We start from the raw sequence: 18498 nt of genomic DNA, 5'->3' as shown, positions 1-18498 counted from the left end.
AGCAAGGAGGTTGGTGCGTGTCGCGCCAGGTACTGACGGTCGGCCCCGAGGACCGCTTTTCCACGATCGGTGAGGCGCTCGCCGCCGCCCGTACCGGTGCGCTCATCAGCGTCCGGCCCGGAACGTACGCGGAGAACCTGGTGATCCACACCCGGGTCACCCTCACCGCCGCCGAGGGGCGGGGCACGGTGGAGATCCGGCCGCGTTCGGGCAGCGTCGTCGCGCTGCGCGCCGACGCCGTCATGCTCTGCGAACTCACCCTGCGCGGCGGCGACGCCGAGCTGCCCGCCGTGGACGTGCGGCGCGGGCAGGCCGCGTTCGACGGCTGCGAGGTCGTCGGCGCCGCCTGGACCGCGATGCTGGCCGGCGGGACCGGCTCCCTCGCGCTGCGGGACTGCCGGGTGAGCAACCCGCAGGGCGCGGGCATCGTGGTCACCTCCACCACACCCACCACCATCGAGTCCTGCACGCTCGAACACCTCGGAACCAGCGGCATCGTCCTCGCCGAACAGGGCGAGGCACGCATCCGCGACTGCACGGTACGGGGCGCCCGCGGCAACGGCCTGCTCGCCAACGGCGATACCCGTGGCACCGTCGAGGACTGCGACGTCTCCTCCACCGACAAGCCCTCCATCGCCCTGGAGGGGAACTCCGCCGTCTCGGTCGTCCGGACCGTGGTGCACGACACCAGCACCGGCGTGCACCTGAGCAGCGCGGGCCGCACCACCCTGGAGGACGTCCGCGTCACCGGCGCCTCCGGCAACGGGATCGCCCTGGCCGGGGGCACCGACCCCGTACTGCGCCGCTGCCGCGTCTCGCGCGTGCGCGGCCACGGCGTGGTCGTCACCGACCGGGCGCGCGGCACCTTCGAGGACTGCTGGGTCGATGGGGCGCAGGGCGCGGCGCTGCGCGTCGCCGGGGCGTCCTCCCCGGCGCTGACCGGGCTGACCGTCCGCGACTGCGAGGGGGCCGGGCTGCTCCTGGAGGAGGACTCGGCGCCCGAGCTGGACCGCTTGGAGGTGATCGGCTCCTCGCCCGCCGTCGCCGTGCTCGGCGGCGCCAGCCCGTTGCTGCGCCGGGCCCGGCTGGTCGAGCCCGCCGGTGACGGCATCGTGGCCACCCGGGACGCCCGGGGCCGCGTCGAGGACTGCGAGATCGTCCGGCCGAAGGGCGCCGGGGTACGGGTGGCCTCCGGCTCCACCCTCTACCTGGCCGGTGGCGGGGTCTCCGACCCGGCCATCAGCGGCCTGGTCGTCGAGGACGGCGGCAACGTCACCGTCCGCGACTTCCGCGTCGAGATATCCGGTGAGGAGGGCGTGGTCGTAGCCGCCGGGGGCGAGCTGACCGCCAACCGCACCTCGGTGCACGCCCCCAAGGGCCACGGCTTCCTCCTCCGCGAGGGCGCGCTCGCCTCACTCAGCGGCTGCGAGGCGGGCGGCGGTGCCCAGGACGGCTTCCGGGTGGAGTCCACCGCCCCCGTCTCGCTCGTCAACTGCACCGCCCGGGAGAACGAGGGCGGCGGCCTGGTGCAGACCGCACCCGGCGAACGGCTCGCCGTGGAGGGCCTGAACAGCGTCGGCAACGGCAAGCGGGACGCCTGGGGCAGTGGCAGCGCCGAGAACACCGACCCGGCAGGCTCCGGCGCGGCCGACGCGCCCCCGCCGGACCGTGCGGACGGCCCGCTCGGCGCCCTCAACGCGCTGATCGGCCTGGAGAACGTCAAGCAGCAGGTGGGCACCCTGGTCAACCTCACCCAGCTCGCCCAGCGCCGTGAGCAACTCGGCATGCCCGCACCGCCGATGAGCAGACACCTGGTCTTCGCCGGCCCGCCCGGCACCGGCAAGACCACCGTCGCCCGCCTCTACGGGTCGATCCTGGCCGAGCTGGGTTCGCTGCGCAGCGGCCACCTGGTGGAGGTCTCCCGCGCCGACCTGGTCGCCCAGGTCGTCGGCGGCACCGCGATCAAGACCTCCGAGACCTTCCAACGGGCCCTGGGCGGGGTGCTGTTCATCGACGAGGCGTACACGCTCACCTCGGACAGTGGCAACGGCGGCGCCGACTTCGGCCGCGAGGCCGTGGACACCCTGCTGAAGCTCATGGAGGACCACCGCGACGACGTGGTGGTGGTCGCGGCCGGCTACTCCCGTGAGATGGACTCCTTCCTCGGCTCCAACCCGGGCCTGGCGTCCAGGTTCTCGCGGACCGTCGAGTTCGAGAACTACTCGGTGGCCGACCTGGTCGCGATCATGGAGAGCATGTGCGCCCAGCATCAGTACGAGCTGGGTGAGGGCACCGCCGAGGCGCTGGCCACGCACTTCGGTGCGATGGACCGGGACGCCGGATTCGGCAACGGCCGTGCCGCGCGCGGGGTGTTCGAGGAGATGGTGGACCGGCAGGCGGTCCGGCTCTCCGCACAACCACAGGTCAGCGAGCGCGATCTGCGGCTGCTGCTGCCCGACGACGTCTCCGCCACCGCCGCGGCGTCGGCCGCCGAGACCGCAGCGCCTGCCGACGACCCGCTCACCCGCCTCGGCGACATGATCGGCCTGGCCGAGGTGAAGCGCGAGGTTGCCGACCTGGTCAACCTCATCACCACCGCCCGGCACCGCGCCGCCGCAGGGCTGCCCGTCCCATCGCTCAGCAACCACCTGGTGTTCACCGGCCCGCCCGGCACCGGCAAGACCACCGTCGCCCGCCTCTACGGCGAGGTGCTGACCCAGCTCGGCGTCCTGGAGCGCGGCCAGCTGATCGAGGCGGCTCGCGCCGACCTCGTCGGCCGCTACATAGGCCACACCGCGCAGTTGACCCGCGAGGTCTTCGAACGGGCTCGCGGCGGGGTGCTGTTCATCGACGAGGCGTACACCCTCACCCCGCGCGGCGGTGGCGCCGACTTCGGCCAGGAGGCGGTGGACACCCTGCTGAAGCTGATGGAGGACCACCGCGACGAGGTCGTCGTCATCGTCGCCGGCTACACCGACGAGATGGAGCGTTTCCTCGCCTCCAATCCGGGCCTCTCCTCCCGCTTCCCGCGCCGGATCGCCTTCGCCGACTACTCCTCCGAGGAACTGGTCACCATCGTGCGCGCCCAGGCGGCGAACATGGGGTACGAGTGCGGGCCCGGCACGGGGCCGCTGCTCAAGGAGTACTTCGACGCGCTGCCCCGCGACCGCTCCTTCGGCAACGCCCGTCTGGCCCGCCAGGTCGTCGAGTCGATGGTCACCCGCCAGGCGGGCCGGCTCAGTTCGCTGGCCGCACCCACCCTGGACGACCTGCGCGTCCTCCTCCCGGCGGACGTCACGGCCGCAGCACCCAAGGTGGCCCCCCGATGAGGCCGCCCGCCCGCCTGCTGTACGGTGCCGGGCTCGCGGCCGCCCTGATGCTGCCCGTGGCCGTACCCGCCCAGGCCACGTCCCTGGCCCGTACACCGACGGCCCTTCCCGCGGCCGACGGGAAGAAGGGCCAGGAACTGCCCGGCATGCCCTCAGCGCTCGACCCGCGGGCCGACGAGGTGGTCTGCACCCCCGCCTCCGAGGAGAAGGCGAAGAAGCAGGACTGGTCGCGTCAGCGCCTCGACCTGGACCGGCTGCACCAGCACTCCACCGGGGCGGGCGTCACCGTCGCACTGATCGGCACCGGGGTCGACCCGGACGCCGCCGGGCTCGACGGCCGGGTCACCGCCGAGGGCACCGCCGCCGACGACTGCGTCGGACACGGTACGTTCCTGGCCGGGCTGATCGCCGGGACCGGCGGGAACATCCCGAGGCTGGCCGGAGTCGCCCCGGACGCGAAGATCCTGGCCCTGCGCGGCACCGACCGGCGGGGGCAGCCCAGCGCCGGCCTCGTCGCGGCGGCGGTGCGCGAGGCGGCCGAGGCCCGGGCCGGCGTGATCGCGGTCGCGGTCGCCCTGCCGCGCCGGGACAAGGCGCTGACCAGGGCGGTCGCCGAGGCCCACCGGGCAGGCGCGGTGGTCGTCGCCGCGGCCACCCCGGACCCGCCGGCCCGGGGCTCCGCCGACGAGATCCCCTCCCGTACCTACTGGCCCGCCGGCGAACCCGGCGTCCTCTCGGTCGCCGACATGCTGCCCGCCGGCACCCGCCCGGACAGCGCCCTTCCCACCGGCACCGTCGACCTGGCCGCTCCCGGCGCCGGGGTGGTCTCCGGTGGGCCGCGCGGGACCGGGCACTACCTCGGGGGAGGCGTCGCGGTGGCCACCGCGTACGCCGCCGGGGCCGCGGCGGTCGTCCGCGCCACCCATCCCGAGGACTCGGCCGGCGCGGTGACCCGCCGGCTGACGGCGACCGCTTACCCGGCCGACATTCCCCAGCTGGACGCCTACGCCGCGGTCACCACGGTCCTCGGCGACTCCGCCGCGCCCGCCGCCGGTGCGGAGCCCGCCGCCGAGACCGTGGCCGTACGCGACACCTCCGGCACCGACCGCGCCACCGGCCGTGCCACCCTCTTCGTCCTCCTCGGCTCGGCCGGTGTCCTCGCCGTCCTCTGGGCCGGTTTCGCCCTCTCCCGGGCCCGTGCCCGGGGCTGGCGCCCGGCGGAAGCGGGCCCACCGGGCAAGGGATGAACGCGTGCGGCGCCCTCCTGCGGGAGGGCGCCGCACGTCCGTACGCTCAGACCTCCTCCACCAGCGCCGTCTGGATCAGCCGCGGCTTGCGGCGGGCGATGTGCAGGGCCCGGCCGGGCGGCAGGTTGAGCGGCTTCGCGTTGCCGAAGAGACGGCCCTCCGTGGGCGGGCAGGAGAGCAGGACGGCCGGGTTGTTGGCCTCGTCGAGGCGGCGGATGAGGCCGTCGCTGAGACCGCGGCCCGCGCCCATGGCGCTGCGGGCGACGACCAGGTGCAGACCCATCTCGTAGCCGAGCGTCAGACTCTCGAAGAGCGGCTCGAAGGGGCTCTGGAAGGAGTTCCCGGAGACCATGTCGTAGTCGTCGACGAGGATGAACAGACGCGGACCGGTCCACCAGTCGCACCGGCGCATCCGGGCCGGGGCGATGTCCGCGCCCGGGACGCGGGTCTTCATCGCGCGGGCCGCGCCCTCGATGGTCTCGTTGAGGTTGTCGAGGGAGATCACGTGCCCGATGCGGTACTCCTCGGGGACGGCGTCCACCAGGGTGCGGCGGTAGTCCACCGCGATGATCTTCGCCTCCGTGGGGGAGTAACGGGCGGTGATGCCCCGGGTGATCAGACGCAGCAGATTGGTCTTGCCGCTCTCGGTGTCGCCCACCGCGATCAGGTGCGGGGTGCGGCTGAAGTCGTGCCAGACCGGTTCCAGGGCGTCCTGGTCGAGGCCGAGCGCGAGGCGCATGCCGCCGCCCTTCGTTGCCTCGGGCGCGGGCAGTTCGGCGAGCGGGAGGCGGTGCGGCAGCATCCGGACCTGGGGGGCGGGACGGCCCTGCCAGTGCCGCGAGATCTCCGCGACCAGGTGGGCGACGCCGTCGCCGAGGTCCTCCAGGGAGCCGCTGCCGTCCAGGCGGGGAAGGCCCGCGAGGAAATGCATCTTGCTGTCGGCGGTGATGCCCCGGCCGCCGGAGCGCGGCACCGAACGGGCCTTGCGGGTGTCGATCTCGGAGTCCATCGGGTCACCCATCCGCAGCTCCAGACGGGTGCCGGCCTGGTCGCGGACCTGGGCGGACAGCTCCACCCAGCGGGTGGTGGTGATGATCAGGTGGATGCCGTAGTTGAGGCCGCGGGCGGCGAGTTCGTTGAACTTCGGGATCAGGTCGTCGTAGTCCTGGCGGACCGTGGACCAGCCGTCGACCACCATGAACACATCGCCGAACGGCTCGTCGGGAAACTCCCCGGCGGCCCGGCGACGCCGGTAGGACTGCATGGAGTCGAGAGTGTGATCCACGAAGAACTGCTCGCGACGGGCCAGCAGCGTCATCACCTCGGCCACCGCCCGGTGCACCCGCTCCGGGTTGAGCCGCGCCGCGACCCCGCCGACGTGCGGGAGCGCGGCGAGCTGGGAGAGCCCGCCGCCACCGAAGTCCAGGCAGTAGAACTGGACTTCCGCCGGGGTGTGGGTGAGCGCGAGGGCGGCGATGAGCGTGCGGGCGAGCGTGGACTTGCCGCTCTGCGAACCACCCGCCACGGCGACGTGGCCGCCCGCTCCGGAGAGGTCCACGATCAGCGGGTCGCGACGCTGCTCGAAGGGCTTGTCCACGAGGCCGACCGGGACCCGCAGCCGGCCGGCGCCGGGCCAGCCGGCGGCGATCAGTCCGCGCGCCTCGTCCGGCGCGATGCCGGGCAGCAGGGCGTCCAGCGGAGACGGCTCGTCCAGCGGCGGCAGCCACACCTGGTGGGCGGCCGGCCCGGAGCCGCGCAGCCGGTCGAGCGCCACGTCGAGCAGGGCCTCCTCGTCCTCGGCCTCCTCCGTCTCCGGCTCCGGGTCGGGCGGGGTCTCCAGCGTGCGGGGCACCACCCAGCCACTGGTCCACGGCACCACCTGGCTGGCCACCCTGGCCTGCACCACCGCACCGGTCCGACGCCGGTACGTCCCCGAGGAGTACGCGGCACGGAACCGGGTCAGGGCCTCCACCCCGGACTTCAGATAGCCGCTGCCGGGCGCGGCCGGAAGCTCGTAGGCATCGGGCACACCGAGGACACCGCGGCTCTCCATCGCGGAGAAGGTGCGCAGCCCGATGCGGTACGAGAGGTGGCTCTCCAGTTGGTGCATGCGCCCCTCGTCCAGGCGCTGCGAGGCGAGCAGCAGGTGCACGCCCAGCGAGCGGCCGAGGCGGCCGATCATCACGAACAGCTCCATGAACTCCCTGTGGGTGGAGAGCAGTTCGCTGAACTCGTCGACCACCACGAACAGGCTGGGCAGCGGGGCCAGGTCCGCCCCGGCGGCGCGGGCCCGCTCGTACTCCAGGGCCGAGGTGTAGTTGCCCGCCGAGCGCAGGAGCTCCTGGCGGCGGATCAGTTCGCCGTGCAGCGCGTCCTGCATGCGTTCCACCAGGGCGACCTCGTCGGCGAGGTTGGTGATGACGGCGGAGGTGTGCGGGAGTTCCTCCAGGCCGAGGAAGGTGGCACCGCCCTTGAAGTCGACCAGCACGAAGTTGAGCGTCTCGGAGGAGTTGGTCAGGGCGAGGCCGAGGACGAGGGTACGCAGGAGCTCGCTCTTGCCGGAGCCGGTGGCGCCGATGAGCATGCCGTGCGGGCCCATGCCGCCCTGCGCGGACTCCTTGATGTCGAGCTCGACCGGGCGGCCGTCCACGCCGACCGCGATCGGCACCCGCAGCCGGCCGGAGCCGGAGTGCCGGTCGAACAGGGTCTGCGGCTCGTGCCGGTGCAGGTCGGGAATGCCGAGCAGGGTGGTCAGCTCGACGTCGGTGTCCAACGGCTGCGCGATGTCGGCGCCGAGGCTCATCCGGCGCGGAGTGAGGAGCCTGGCCAGCGACTCCGCGCCGAGCGGGCCGAGCCGGTCGGGAACGCCCAGCGGCACCGACCGCTCCTTGCGGCTGCGGTCGGTACGCACCAGGCTCACCCGGTCCGGCCCGACGGTCAGCCGCAGCGTGTTGCGGCCGGGCCGCCAGCGCAGCGCCCCGGACGCGTCGAGGATCAGGGCGTTGCGGTAGCCGTGCCCCTCCCAGCGGTGGCCCTCCGGGACGGTGACGCCGTCCAGCACGACGACCGTGTACGGCTCGTCACGGCCGGGGCGGGCGTCCGGGTCGAAGCCGGGGCGCTCGGCGAACTCGGCGCCGAGCAGGTCGTCCAGCTCGGTGAGGTCGGCGGTGATCCGGCGCGCCTGCCCCGCGCCGTCCTCCTCGTGCGGATCCAGCACGTGCGGCAGCCACTTGACCCACTCCCAGTCGGGCCGCCGCTCGTCGCTGACGCAGAGGGCGATCCACAGCTCCTCGGGCGCGTGGAACACCGCGAGCTGCCCGAGCACGGCCCGTACCAGGGCGCGTACGGCGTCGAGGCCCTCCGGCTCCTCGCCGCTCGCCCCGGGAGCCTCCGCGGCCCCTTCGTCCGGCGCCTCCTCCGGGCGCAGCAGGATCCGGGCCGAGGAGCGCAGGTAGAGCCCCAGCGGCTGCTCCGGGATGGTGGAGTAGGCGCGGATGAAGCGGCGCAGGGCGTGCGCGCAGAGGGGTTCGAGGTCCTCCACCGGGCGGGTGGAGACGGGGTTCAGGGTGAGGGCCAGCTGCTGTTCACCGACCGCGAGCCGGACCTCGCCGAAGTCCTCGTCGGCCGGGCGGCGCTCCCACAGCCGGGAGGTGCGGGCCAGCGAGCGGAGCGAGGCGGGCTCCGGGTGACGCCAGGCGAGCGCCCGCTGCTGCTCCGCGATGGTGGTCCGCACCCGCTTGCGGGTCTGGGCCAGGTAGCGCAGGTAGTCGCGGCGTTCGCCCTTCAGGCGCTGCTTGCGCTCGCTGGAGCGGCGCATCAGCTGCCCCAGCAGCATGGCACCGGCGGAGAGCGCCATGACGCCCATCGCCAGATACATGAAGACGCCGTTCCCGCCGCCGGGGCGCAGGAACATCAGCATCATCGACACTGACATCAGCGCCATCGGCAGGTAGGTCCACACCGCCGAGGTGTCGGGCACCGTCTCGGCGAGGACGGGCGGCTCCTGGAGGGTCAATTGCCCCTCGGGCATCTCCGGCCCGCGCCTGCGGGCCGGGCGGCGAAACAGCACGACACTCAAGGAACAGAACCTCCGGTTCACTGACTTTCCGGCCCGCCGAATACCGGCGTACCCGGCAGGGGGAAAGACCGCACCAGGCTGATTCCCGGGGCGGTGCACGCCCCGATGAACGCCGGGTGAATGTCTCGAGCGGATAGCGCGGGGCGGTCAACTTCCGTGATGGCCAACCACCTACCGGATTCGTGGCCCGGCCCGCAGCACGACCGGTGGCCGCAGGCAGTAGTCTGCATTCACGGAACGCGACCTGTCCACGCGGGAGGGGCGGTCGCCGGGTGTGCAGGCACATTTGCCCTGCCCGGCCCCCCGGTTCACGGCCGCGCGGACTTTCCGTACTGTTCGCACATTCCCTCTCGCGGGGAAGTCCTCTGTCAAAGCCTGCACGGAAGACGAGAGTTCTGCTGATGACCGACAGTGCGGTGGCCGAATCGTGCCGCCTGACCGTACGTGCGCCGAGCGTCACCATCGATCTGGCCGTGCCCGCCGACGTACCGGTCGCCGATCTGCTTCCCACCCTCCTGCGGTACGTCGGGGAGGAGGCCGAGGAGGCCGGGCTCGACCACGCCGGCTGGGTGCTCCAGCGGCTCGGCGACGCCCCGCTCGACGAGGAGACCACCCTGGCCCGCGCCGGGCTCGCCGACGGAGCCGTGCTCCATCTGCGCCCGCACACCGAGGCGCTCCCCGAGGCGCGGCTCGACGACCTGGTCGACGGGATAGCCGAGACGGTGGGCCGCCGACTGCACACCTGGCACGCCGGCGCGGCCCGCGGCCTGCTGGTGGGCACCGCCGTGGCGACCGTGGTGGCCGCCCTCCTGCTGGTGTTCCGGCCGGGAGTGACCGGTTCCGCCACCACCCGGGCGGCCCTCGCGGCCGTGGCCGGACTGCTGCTCCTCGCCGGCGCCGGCTCCGCGAGCCGGGCGGTCGGCGACCGGCTCTCCGCCACCGCGCTCGCCCTGCTGGTCGCCCCGTGCTTCGCGCTGGTCGGCTGGGTGCTGCCCGGCGGCGACCTCTCCGGCCCCGACGCGGCAAAGGTCGCGGGGGCGCGGCTGCTCGCGGCCGGCGCCGCGGCGGCGGGCGGCGCTGTCCTCGCGCTCGCCGCCACCGCGGTCGGCGCCCCCGCCCTGCTGGCCACCGCCGTGGTCGCCGTGGCCACCGCGGTCTCCGGGGCCCTGATGGGCTACACGGGCCTGGACGCGGCGGCCGCGGTGGCGCTGGTGGCGACGGTCGTCGCGCTCGCCGCCGGGGCCGTGGCACCCTTCGCCTTCAAACTGGCCGGCATGCGGATGCCCGCACTGCCGTCCTCCGCCGGACAGCTCCAGGAAGGCATCGACCCGTACGCGGGCGACGAGGTCGCCGAGCGCACCGAACTCGCCGGGCGCTGGGTCACCGCGCTCTTCGCCGCCACCGGCACCATCGCCGCCGCCGCCCTGACCGTCCTCGCCCAGCACCCGGACCTCCCCGAGACGCTCACCGCGCTCGCGCTGACCCTGCTGCTGCTCCTGCACTCCCGCGGCCTGGTCCACATCGGCCAGCGCCTCACCCTGGCGGTGCCCGGCATCTGGGGGCTGCTGCTGCTCGCCCGGGCCTGGGCGGTGGACAGCGACGCGGACGGACGCGTGGTGGTCTTCGGGGTCCTGCTCGCCGCGGCGGCCGTCCTCGTGACCGCCTCCTGGATCGTGCCCGGCCGCCGGGTGCTGCCGTACTGGGGCCGGGCGGCGGAGCTGGCGCACACCGGCCTGGCCGTCGCGCTGCTCCCGCTCACCCTGTGGGTGGCGGGCCTCTTCGGCTGGCTGCGCGGCCTGTTCGGCTGAGCACCCCCGTACGCCGGTCCACCAGAAACGAGTTGAGGAGAGGCTGTGCAGTCCAAGCGAGACCAGGTCCAGGCCCACGGTTTCATGATGGGCAGGCTCAGTTCGGGCCTGCTGACGGCCGACCCGGACGCCCCGGAGAGCCCACTGGGCCGCACCACCCGGGGCGTCGTCTTCGGCCTGCTGGTGACCGTCCTGATCGGCGCGGGCACCACCGTCTACGGGCTGCTGCGCCCCGGCGGGAACGACACCTGGCGCAAGGGTGAGCACCTGGTGGTCAACCGCGAAACCGGCGCCCGCTACTTGTGGACCGGCGCCGACGGGGTCCTGCACCCGGTACGCAACTTCGCCTCGGCGCGGCTGATCGGCGGGTCCGACCTCAAGGCCGTGGACGTCTCCACCGCCTCGCTGCGGGACGTCCCCGTGGGGTCCCCGGCCGGCATCCCCGGCGCCCCGGACACCCTGCCCGGGCCCGGGCAACTCGACGCCGGAGCCTGGCACATGTGCGTCACCGGACCGGACGGCGCACTGCCCAGCACCTCCGGCGCCGTGGCGGCCGCGGGCGTGGACCGGCCGGGGGCCACCACCCTGGTCGCCGGGGCGCCGATGGACTCCCAGGGCGTCGGAGCCGACCGCGGGGTGCTCGTACAGGGCCCGGACCGCACCGAGTACCTGGTGTGGCGGGGCAGCCGGCTCGCGCTGGACCCCGACTCCGACGCCCGTAACGCCCTCGGCTACGGCTCCGAGCGGGCGATGCCGGTATCGGCGGCCTTCCTCGACGCCCTGGCCCCCGGCCCCGCCCTGAAGCCGCCCGAGGTGCCGGGGCGCGGAGGCGAGGGGCCGGTCCTCGGCGGCGAACCGAGCAGGATCGGCCAGCTCTTCGAGGTCAGCGTGGTCGGCGGCGGCAGCACGTACCACCTGCTGCGGAAGGACGGGCTGGTGCCGCTGTCCCGGCTCGAGGCCGCCCTCCTTCTGGGCGACCCGGCCACCCAGAAGGACGCCTACCAGGGGCGCTCACCCGAGGCCCGGGCGGTCGGCGCGGACGCGCTGCGTGCGCACGGGGCCAAGAAGACGGCCCCCGCCGGCCCCGCCGCCGGGGACCTGCCCCGTACGCCGCCCGTCCCGCAGTCCGCACCGCGCGGCACCGCGCTCTGCGCACAGGTGGACGGCGGCGACGGCGGCGCCCGGATCAGGCCGGTGCTGGTCCCGCTGACCGGGCTCGCCCCCGTCGCGGTGTCGCAGGGGACTGCCCAGCCGCTGGTCGCGGCCTGTGCCCGGACGGACGCCACGGTGGTACGCCCCGGGCACGGCGCCCTGGTCCGGGCCCTGCACGCGAGCGGCGCCGCACACGCCGGAACCACCTACCTGGTCGCGGACAACGGCGTGAAGTACCGGGTCTCCGCCAAGGACTCCCTGGCGGCACTCGGGTACGCGGAGGGGGACATCGGCTCGGTACCCGCACCGCTGCTCGCCGCTCTGCCGACCGGCGCGGACCTCGATCCGGCAGCCGCCTCCGGCGCCGCGGAGCCCAGGGTCACCGCCCCGAAGTGCGATGCTCCCGGCGCGGCCGGGACAGTCGACTCCCGGCCATGATCCAGGCAAAACCCCCATACGGTGGCGAAGAAAGAGAAAAGGGCGGGGGAGTGGAACTTCGCACGTGACGCGGCGCCGGCGGGGGAGAATTCGGCGTGGTCCGCACGCGGAGGGAAACCTCAGAAAAAGCTCAGATATTTGACCGGCCGTCCCTCCGGGGAATCCTGCGAAAGGGGCGCACGGTAGCGGAAACGGGCCGCCTCGATGACCGTTCGGATTCTCCGGCTGCCCGTTTTCCGTCCGCATCGACCGGTACGGGCGGCCGGCGGGTGGGTCGCGTTCATTTCGTGGAAACCTTCGGACAACTCCGTTGGCATGTAACGATTCTGACGCGCGGAACTATGCTCAAATCTTCCCTGCATACGTTGCGGCGGACGGTGAGTTCTCTTTAGCCTCAGCGGGCAACGGTGCGATGAGAAGTCACTCAACGAAGGGAGCGCGACATGGCGGACAGTGGCCAGAGGCGGGCGGACTATGCCAAGGGCTTGGGAGGTGTCTCCTCTCTGGAGTCGGCCCGGGCCGCGGTCGAGAAGGTCCAGAACAACGTCGCCGAGATCGCCGCGCGTTCGGGCGTCGGCGGTGACGAGGGCCAGGCCCTGCTGAAGCTGTTCCGCAGCTGGAACGGCGAGGCGCAGAAGGTCGTGGTGCAGATCAGCAAGATGGTCGACGCGCTCCAGGAGAACGTGACGTCCGCCGACCGGCTGGCGAAGGAGAACCAGGACCTCACCGAGGTGCTCAACAGCAAGACCAGCCAGGGCGTCTTCGAGGCGCTGCGCTGACCCGTCCCCGGCGGCACCGGCCCCGTTCGCGGAGGCCGGAAACTGTGAGCACCCCCGGGCCCAGGGGCCCGGCCACCTGAGAGGAGATGTCATGGCCGACGGCATCATCGATGTGCAGTACTCCACGGTCCGCAACGCGATCGAGGAACTGAAGCAGCAGACCCAGCAGATCATCACCACCCTCAACAACCTGGAGGACGAGCTCAAGCCGCTCGTGACCTCATGGGAGGGTGACGACCAGCAGATGTACCGCAACGTCCAGGCCGAGTGGGACCAGGCGACCAAGAACATGGCCCTGCTCCTCGGCGACAGCGGTGAGCTGGTCCAGAGCATCCACGACAACCACTCCCGCGACGAGCGCAGGAGCGCCGACAACTGGGGCGGCGTGCGCGCCCGATAGTCCCCGCCGGGGTTCACCTCCGTCCGTACGGTACGGAGGGCGGGCCCCGGCCTTCGCGCGTGCGCCCCACCCGGGAGGCCGCCGAAGCGGCACCCAGCCCCGCCCCCGTTTCCCTCTACCCTGTTCCGCTCCGACCGCAGGAGGACGCCTCATGGCCGGTGAGAAGGCCGACGTCAAGCACTTTGACCTCAAGCAGATGGAGAACTTCCGGGACAACGAGGTGCACCCGGTGTACACCAAGGCGAAGCAGCACCGGGAGGACGGCAGCGGTGAGGAGGGCGAGGCCCACATCCGGCCCCTCGGCCAGCTCATCAAGGGCTACACGACACCGGACAACCTCGGCCAGGACCAGCAGATCCTGCGGCTCGGGCTGATGAACACCGAGAAGCTGATCTCGGGACCGACGCTGATCGAGAGCGTCACCACGGCCGCGACGGCCCTCGACAAGCTGCTCGGCGACCAGATGGACCTCTTCAAGGAGCTGAAGGAGGCCCTCACCGACACCATCGAGGAGGCCGAGAAGACCAAGAACAAGAACCTGGACGCGATCGACGCCCAGACGCTGCTCCAGACCTTCGAAGAGGTCGACACGCTCACCAGCGGGTCCACGGGCACGGAAGCGAAGTAGCACGACCCGCGCGCAGCGGCGGCGAGGACGACACATGACCAGAAGGGCGCCCGGTGGCCGACCAGTACGACGATGAATCCAAGGGCAACGTCGACAAGTACAGGGAGACGGACGGGGCGTCCTCCGACAACTGGGCCGAACTCGTCACGCACATCACCGGCTACCCGGTGCCCGACCGCTCCACCATCTTCGACGAGCTCCGCTCCGACCACGGCGGAAAGCTCTTCCGGATGGACATCAAGGAGCGCAGCCTCGGCCTGCTCGTCAAGGACTCCGGCTTTCTGCAGAACAAGGGCCAGGACTACGACATCTGGTTCTTCGACAGCGGCAAGAAGAGCTCCATCAAGCAGGCCCGGATCGTCTTCGAGGGGCGCGTGAAGTCGGGCGACGAGACCGTCTTCGCCGGTACCGACTCCACCGACGTCGAGAACGTGGTCGTCCGTGAGGGCAACGAGTTCACGGACTACAACAAGGACAAGATGAGCACCATCCCGCTGGCCCGGTACATGAACGGGCCGCGGGCGGCGCTCCTCGCCCTGCTGCGGGGGAACAGCGGGGACGGCCGCTTCAGCGGGGAGGGGGCCGATGAGAAGGGCACCGTCGAGCTGGACACCTTCAACAGCACCGGTGAGTCCTTCGACTACGCGGCCAAGTTCTTCAAGGACCAGGCACCGCTGCTCAAGGAGTGGGAGGACCGCTTCGGCCGGGACGACGCCAGCTGGAAGGGCGAGGCGGCAGACGTCTTCATCAGCCTCATCAGGAAGGTCCGCGAGAACTACGACAACTACGTGGAGACCTTCAACAACACGGCGGGCACCGGAGACCAGAACGGCACCGGCAGTACCGTCTACTCCCGCGCGCTCTCCCTGGGCCGCACTCACCTGGAGGATGCGGCCAGGACCCTGCTGGACAAGTGGCTGATCTGGGCCCGGTCCGACTACTACGACCCTCACCGGGTGCTGCGCTACGTCCTCGACGACCTGGCCCAGTGGGTCGACAGCAACAACGTGGCGAAGACGGACATCACGTCGTACTCGACCCGGTACCACACGTCGATCACCCACCGTCCGCAGGCCGGCTTCACCCAGGTGCACCCGGACTACGGAGACCTCAACGACATCGCGAACTGGGCGAAGGTCGGTGACAAGGCGGTCGACATCTGGAGCCGCGCCGTCGACGAGTTTCTCGTCGCCCCCGCACGCGAGGTGCAGTCGAAGCTCAACAACCAGTTCCTCTCGCTGTCCGACGACTTCACCGAGAACGTGCCCGAGCCCAAGTCGACCAGCACGGCCGGCGAGGAGTACGAGAAGAAGAAACTGGACGAGGAGAAGGAGAAGCTCGAAGAGGAGAACGAGGAGAACCGCCGGTACCAGGACGAGTTGCGTGAGGAACAGCGGCTCCAGCGTGAGGAGGACAAGAAGCTCCAGGACGAGTTGCGTGAGGAACAGCGGCTCCAGCGTGAAGAGGACAAGAAGCTCCAGGACGAGTTGCGCGAGGAACAGAACAACCAGCGTGACGAGGACCGCCGGTACGCGGACGAGCTGCGGGAGGAGCAGCGGCGCGAGCAGGAGGAGGCCGAGCGGGAGGCCGAGGAGCAGGCCAAGCAGATGGAGGAGAGCCTCGGCAACATCAACGGGCCCGGCGGCGGGGGCGAGAACCTCGGCGACCTCGACGACCTGCTGAACCTCAAGCAGGACGTCCCGGTGACCGAGAGCCTCGGTGACCTCGGTGGTCTCAACGCCCCCGGTTCCGGCGACGGGAACAGCCCGAACCCCGACGACGTGAGCAACGCGATATCCGAGAGCCTCGGCAGCCCCGGAGAGGTGAACAACCCGGACGGCGAGAACCAGCAGGCGCCGCTGGGCGGGCCCTTGCCGGGCAGCCAGAACTTCGGCAACCTCGGCAGCCTCAACGGCCCGGGCAACACGAAGAACCCCGCGGACGCGGCCAACGACGCGATCACCCAGAACCTGGGCGACCTCGGGAACCTGAACGACGGCGCGGGCGGCTCCCTCGACACTCCGACCGGCGGCTCGACCCAGCTCGACGGCTCCGGCCTCACCACCGACTTCCCGGACGGCAGCAGCACCTCCTTCGACCCGGACAGCGGGCTGCTCACCACCACGCACCCCGACGGGAGCGTCACCACGCAGGACCTGGGCGACGGCGTCCGGGTGGCCAACCCGGACGGCTCGGTCACCTCTCTCGGCGACGACGGCAAGCTGACCACGACGTTCCCCGACGGTACGACGCAGGTCGTCGATCCGAGGTCCGGTCAGGCCACCTCCACCGCGCCCGACGGCACGGTCACCACCGAGAACCTCGGCAGCCTCGGGGGCCTCAACGAGCGGAACGGGACGGGGGGTCCGGGGGACCTGGGCAGCCTTCGGGACCTGGGGGGCCTCGGCAACATCAACGCCGACCTGCCCACGGAGTCCCCCGGTGACCTCGGCGACCTGGGGACCGTCAACGACCTGGGCGACCTTGGCGACCTGGGGACCGTCAACGACCTGGGCGACCTCGGGAACCTCAACTCCGATGGCGCGGGCCTCACGTCCTCCACGGGCAGCGCGACCGGACTGGAGAACGGCGACTTCGCCACGGCTTTCCCGGACGGCGGCAAAGCGGTATTCGACCCGGACACGGGGCTGCTCACCAGCATCGCTCCGGACGGTTCCAGGGTCACCACAGACCTCACCCACGGGGCCGACGTGACCAACCCGGACGGTTCCGTCTCCTCGCTGGACAACGGCCGGTTCGTCAATTCCTTCCCCGACGGCTCCAGTCACTCCATCGACCCCGACACCGGCATCACCACCGTCACCGACCCGCAGGGCAGGACCGACACGGCCACCCTCGACGAGCTCAACTCGCGCGGGAACGATGGGAGTCCGGACTTCCTCGACGACCTGCGGGACCTCGGCCAGAGCCGTGATCTCGGCAACCTCGGTGACCTCGACGGGAACCGGGACCTCGGCGGTGTCAACGGGAACCGGGGCCTCGATCTCGACGCCCTCGAAGGACTCGGCGGCAGCGGCAGTGCCGGCGCAGGCGGGGGCGGGGGCGGGACCACCACCCGGGACGTCTCGTTCTCCGAGCTGGGGCTCGGCGCTGCCCAGGCCGGCGCGGGGCCCTCCGGCGGCGGCCTCCCCGGGGCGGGCCTCTCGTCCTCGGAGACCCCCGGCCAGGTCGCCCCGCTCTCCGACAGCGTCTCGGCCGGCGCGGCGACCCCCGGGGCCGGGGGCAGCGGCCCGGGAGCTCCCGGCGCCCCGGGTACGCCGGGGAGCCCTGGTATGCCGATGGGCGGAGGCATGGGAGGCATGGGCGCGGGCGGTGAGAAGGGCAACGGCGAGCGCGTGCGCGCCGTCCTGGTCGACGCGGCGGAGGAGAGCGAGCGCCGCAACCGCCGCAGGCGCAGCCCCTGGAACCGTCAGGAGGACAACGACACCTTCCTGGCCCCCGCCTCCCGGGTGACGACCACCGGCGGCAACTCCCCCGAGGAGGAGGCGGAGCAGGAGCGCAGGCCCGCCACCTCCGCCGACTACCTGGAGGAGGACGCGGACGTGTGGGGCACGGAGGAGGGCGGCACCCCGGCCGTCATCGGCAGGTGACGGGCGGTCAGGGCCCTGTTCCGGGCCCGGACGCACCGGCAGGACGCGGAGGCCGTACGGTCGTCCGTGCGGAGGAGAAGACCGAAGCAGAAGGAGGGGAGCGGGCGTGACGGAACCGCTGGAGAAGCGCCTGGAGAAGGCCATGGCCGAGCTGCAGGCGGCCCAGGAGGCGGTGGCGCGCACCGAGCGCGAGCTGCGGACGGCGTCGTTCTCCGCTCTCTCCTCCGATCGCGCGGTCCGGGCCACCTCGGGCCCGCAGGGCGAGCTGACCGGGATCGAGTTCCTGGAGAACAAGTACCGCGACATGTCCCCGCAGGAGCTGGCCGCCAGCGTCCTGGAGGCGGCGAGCGCGGCACGCCTGAAGATGAACCGGCATGTGATGCGGGCGATGGCCCCCTTCGCCGAGCCGAGCAGCAACGTGCCGGAGCTGAAGGGCTTCGAGCTGGACTGGGAGCGCATCTTCGGTCCCGAGGTGCTGCGCGAGGACGACGAGGATCCGGCACGGGGCGGCCCGGCCACCCCCGCCTGGCGGGACGCGCTCGGCGACGAGGGAGAGGACTGACGATGGGACAGCGGTACTACGTCGACCCGCACCGCATCGAGGCCCTGGCACGGCAGTTGGAGGAGATCGGCACGCTCACCAGGAGCATGACCGAGGAGTTCCTCGACGAGCTGGCCCCCACGGTCTCGTGGCCCGGCACCAACAGCGAGTTCTCGCAGAAGGCCAGACCGCAGGAGCAGAAGGAGCGGCAGACCACCAAGGACACCATGCTGTCCATCCGCGACGCGCTGGTGGGCATCACCGACGCCACGGTCAGCAACGTCCGGATGATGAAGGACACCCGCGACCGCAACATCGACGAGATCGAGCACGGCAACAGCCGCCTCGACACCGATGGATTCGACGGCCCGGGCGGGCATGGCCGCCGCTGACCCGCGCAGCGCAGGCCGCTCCCGTACGCGACCGGGAGCGGCCACTCCGTCCTGCCCGGCCGCCCCGCGAGGCGGCCGCCGGTGAGCATCCAGGT

At 72.3% G+C, this 18498-nt stretch carries 11 protein-coding genes; 10 read left to right on the top strand and 1 reads right to left on the bottom strand.

Annotation, left to right across the window (positions count from 1 at the left end; genetic code table 11):
* The first annotated feature begins 17 nt into the window (after positions 1–17).
* On the top strand, positions 18–3329 hold the full coding sequence (locus IG90_RS0130455; protein ID WP_030591606.1) for a right-handed parallel beta-helix repeat-containing protein: 3312 nt from the start codon (positions 18–20) through the stop codon (positions 3327–3329).
* Positions 3326–4576 (top strand): S8 family serine peptidase, encoded by a 1251-nt coding sequence (locus IG90_RS0130450; RefSeq protein WP_030591602.1) that lies wholly within the window; start codon positions 3326–3328, stop codon positions 4574–4576. Before IG90_RS0130455 ends, IG90_RS0130450 begins: the two co-directional genes overlap by 4 nt.
* Before the next feature lie 46 nt (positions 4577–4622).
* Here the strand turns inward: IG90_RS0130450 and eccCa are convergent, their stop codons facing one another.
* Positions 4623–8654, bottom strand: coding sequence for a type VII secretion protein EccCa (gene eccCa, locus IG90_RS0130445; protein WP_233436122.1), 4032 nt, complete (start codon positions 8652–8654; stop codon positions 4623–4625).
* 401 nt (positions 8655–9055) lie between these two features.
* Between eccCa and eccD the strand changes: the two genes are divergently transcribed.
* From eccD to IG90_RS0130405, 8 genes are all read left to right on the top strand, one after another.
* The gene (eccD, locus tag IG90_RS0130440; protein ID WP_030591597.1) at positions 9056–10462 is read left to right on the top strand and encodes a type VII secretion integral membrane protein EccD; all 1407 of its coding nucleotides are present in this window, start codon (positions 9056–9058) and stop codon (positions 10460–10462) included.
* Positions 10463–10507: 45 nt separating this feature from the next.
* On the top strand, positions 10508–12052 hold the full coding sequence (gene eccB, locus IG90_RS0130435; protein ID WP_030591594.1) for a type VII secretion protein EccB: 1545 nt from the start codon (positions 10508–10510) through the stop codon (positions 12050–12052).
* A 443-nt stretch (positions 12053–12495) separates the two neighbouring features.
* Positions 12496–12831 carry a hypothetical protein gene (locus IG90_RS0130430; protein ID WP_030591591.1) on the top strand — a complete coding sequence of 112 codons (336 nt, stop codon included), beginning with the start codon at positions 12496–12498 and terminating at the stop codon, positions 12829–12831.
* Between the two features lie 91 nt (positions 12832–12922).
* Positions 12923–13231, top strand: a complete 309-nt coding sequence (locus IG90_RS0130425) for a WXG100 family type VII secretion target (RefSeq protein WP_030591588.1) — start codon at positions 12923–12925, stop codon at positions 13229–13231.
* Positions 13232–13382: 151 nt separating this feature from the next.
* Positions 13383–13859, top strand: coding sequence for a type VII secretion system-associated protein (locus tag IG90_RS0130420; protein ID WP_030591585.1), 477 nt, complete (start codon positions 13383–13385; stop codon positions 13857–13859).
* A gap of 53 nt (positions 13860–13912) precedes the next feature.
* Positions 13913–17470 (top strand): AAWKG family protein, encoded by a 3558-nt coding sequence (locus IG90_RS0130415; RefSeq protein ID WP_030591582.1) that lies wholly within the window; start codon positions 13913–13915, stop codon positions 17468–17470.
* Positions 17471–17576: 106 nt separating this feature from the next.
* Positions 17577–18032 (top strand): YbaB/EbfC family nucleoid-associated protein, encoded by a 456-nt coding sequence (locus tag IG90_RS0130410; protein ID WP_030591579.1) that lies wholly within the window; start codon positions 17577–17579, stop codon positions 18030–18032.
* 2 nt (positions 18033–18034) lie between these two features.
* Positions 18035–18403: a hypothetical protein gene (locus IG90_RS0130405; RefSeq protein ID WP_030591576.1), complete on the top strand. Its 369-nt coding sequence runs from the start codon at positions 18035–18037 to the stop codon at positions 18401–18403.
* Positions 18404–18498 lie beyond the last annotated feature (95 nt).

Origin of the sequence: Streptomyces anulatus (assembly GCF_000721175.1) — a bacterium.
Taxonomy (GTDB): domain Bacteria; phylum Actinomycetota; class Actinomycetes; order Streptomycetales; family Streptomycetaceae; genus Streptomyces; species Streptomyces anulatus_C.
This window is presented reverse-complemented; position numbering and strand designations above follow the sequence as displayed.

What these genes read in the sequence shown, in the direction of transcription:
- IG90_RS0130430 (WP_030591591.1), top strand. Translation starts at nt 12,496, where the DNA reads ATGGCGGACAGTGGCCAGAGGCGGGCGGACTATGCCAAGGGCTTGGGA.
- IG90_RS0130425 (WP_030591588.1), top strand. Translation starts at nt 12,923, where the DNA reads ATGGCCGACGGCATCATCGATGTGCAGTACTCCACGGTCCGCAACGCG.
- IG90_RS0130405 (WP_030591576.1), top strand. Translation starts at nt 18,035, where the DNA reads ATGGGACAGCGGTACTACGTCGACCCGCACCGCATCGAGGCCCTGGCA.
- IG90_RS0130420 (WP_030591585.1), top strand. Translation starts at nt 13,383, where the DNA reads ATGGCCGGTGAGAAGGCCGACGTCAAGCACTTTGACCTCAAGCAGATG.
- eccD (WP_030591597.1), top strand. Translation starts at nt 9,056, where the DNA reads ATGACCGACAGTGCGGTGGCCGAATCGTGCCGCCTGACCGTACGTGCG.
- IG90_RS0130450 (WP_030591602.1), top strand. Translation starts at nt 3,326, where the DNA reads ATGAGGCCGCCCGCCCGCCTGCTGTACGGTGCCGGGCTCGCGGCCGCC.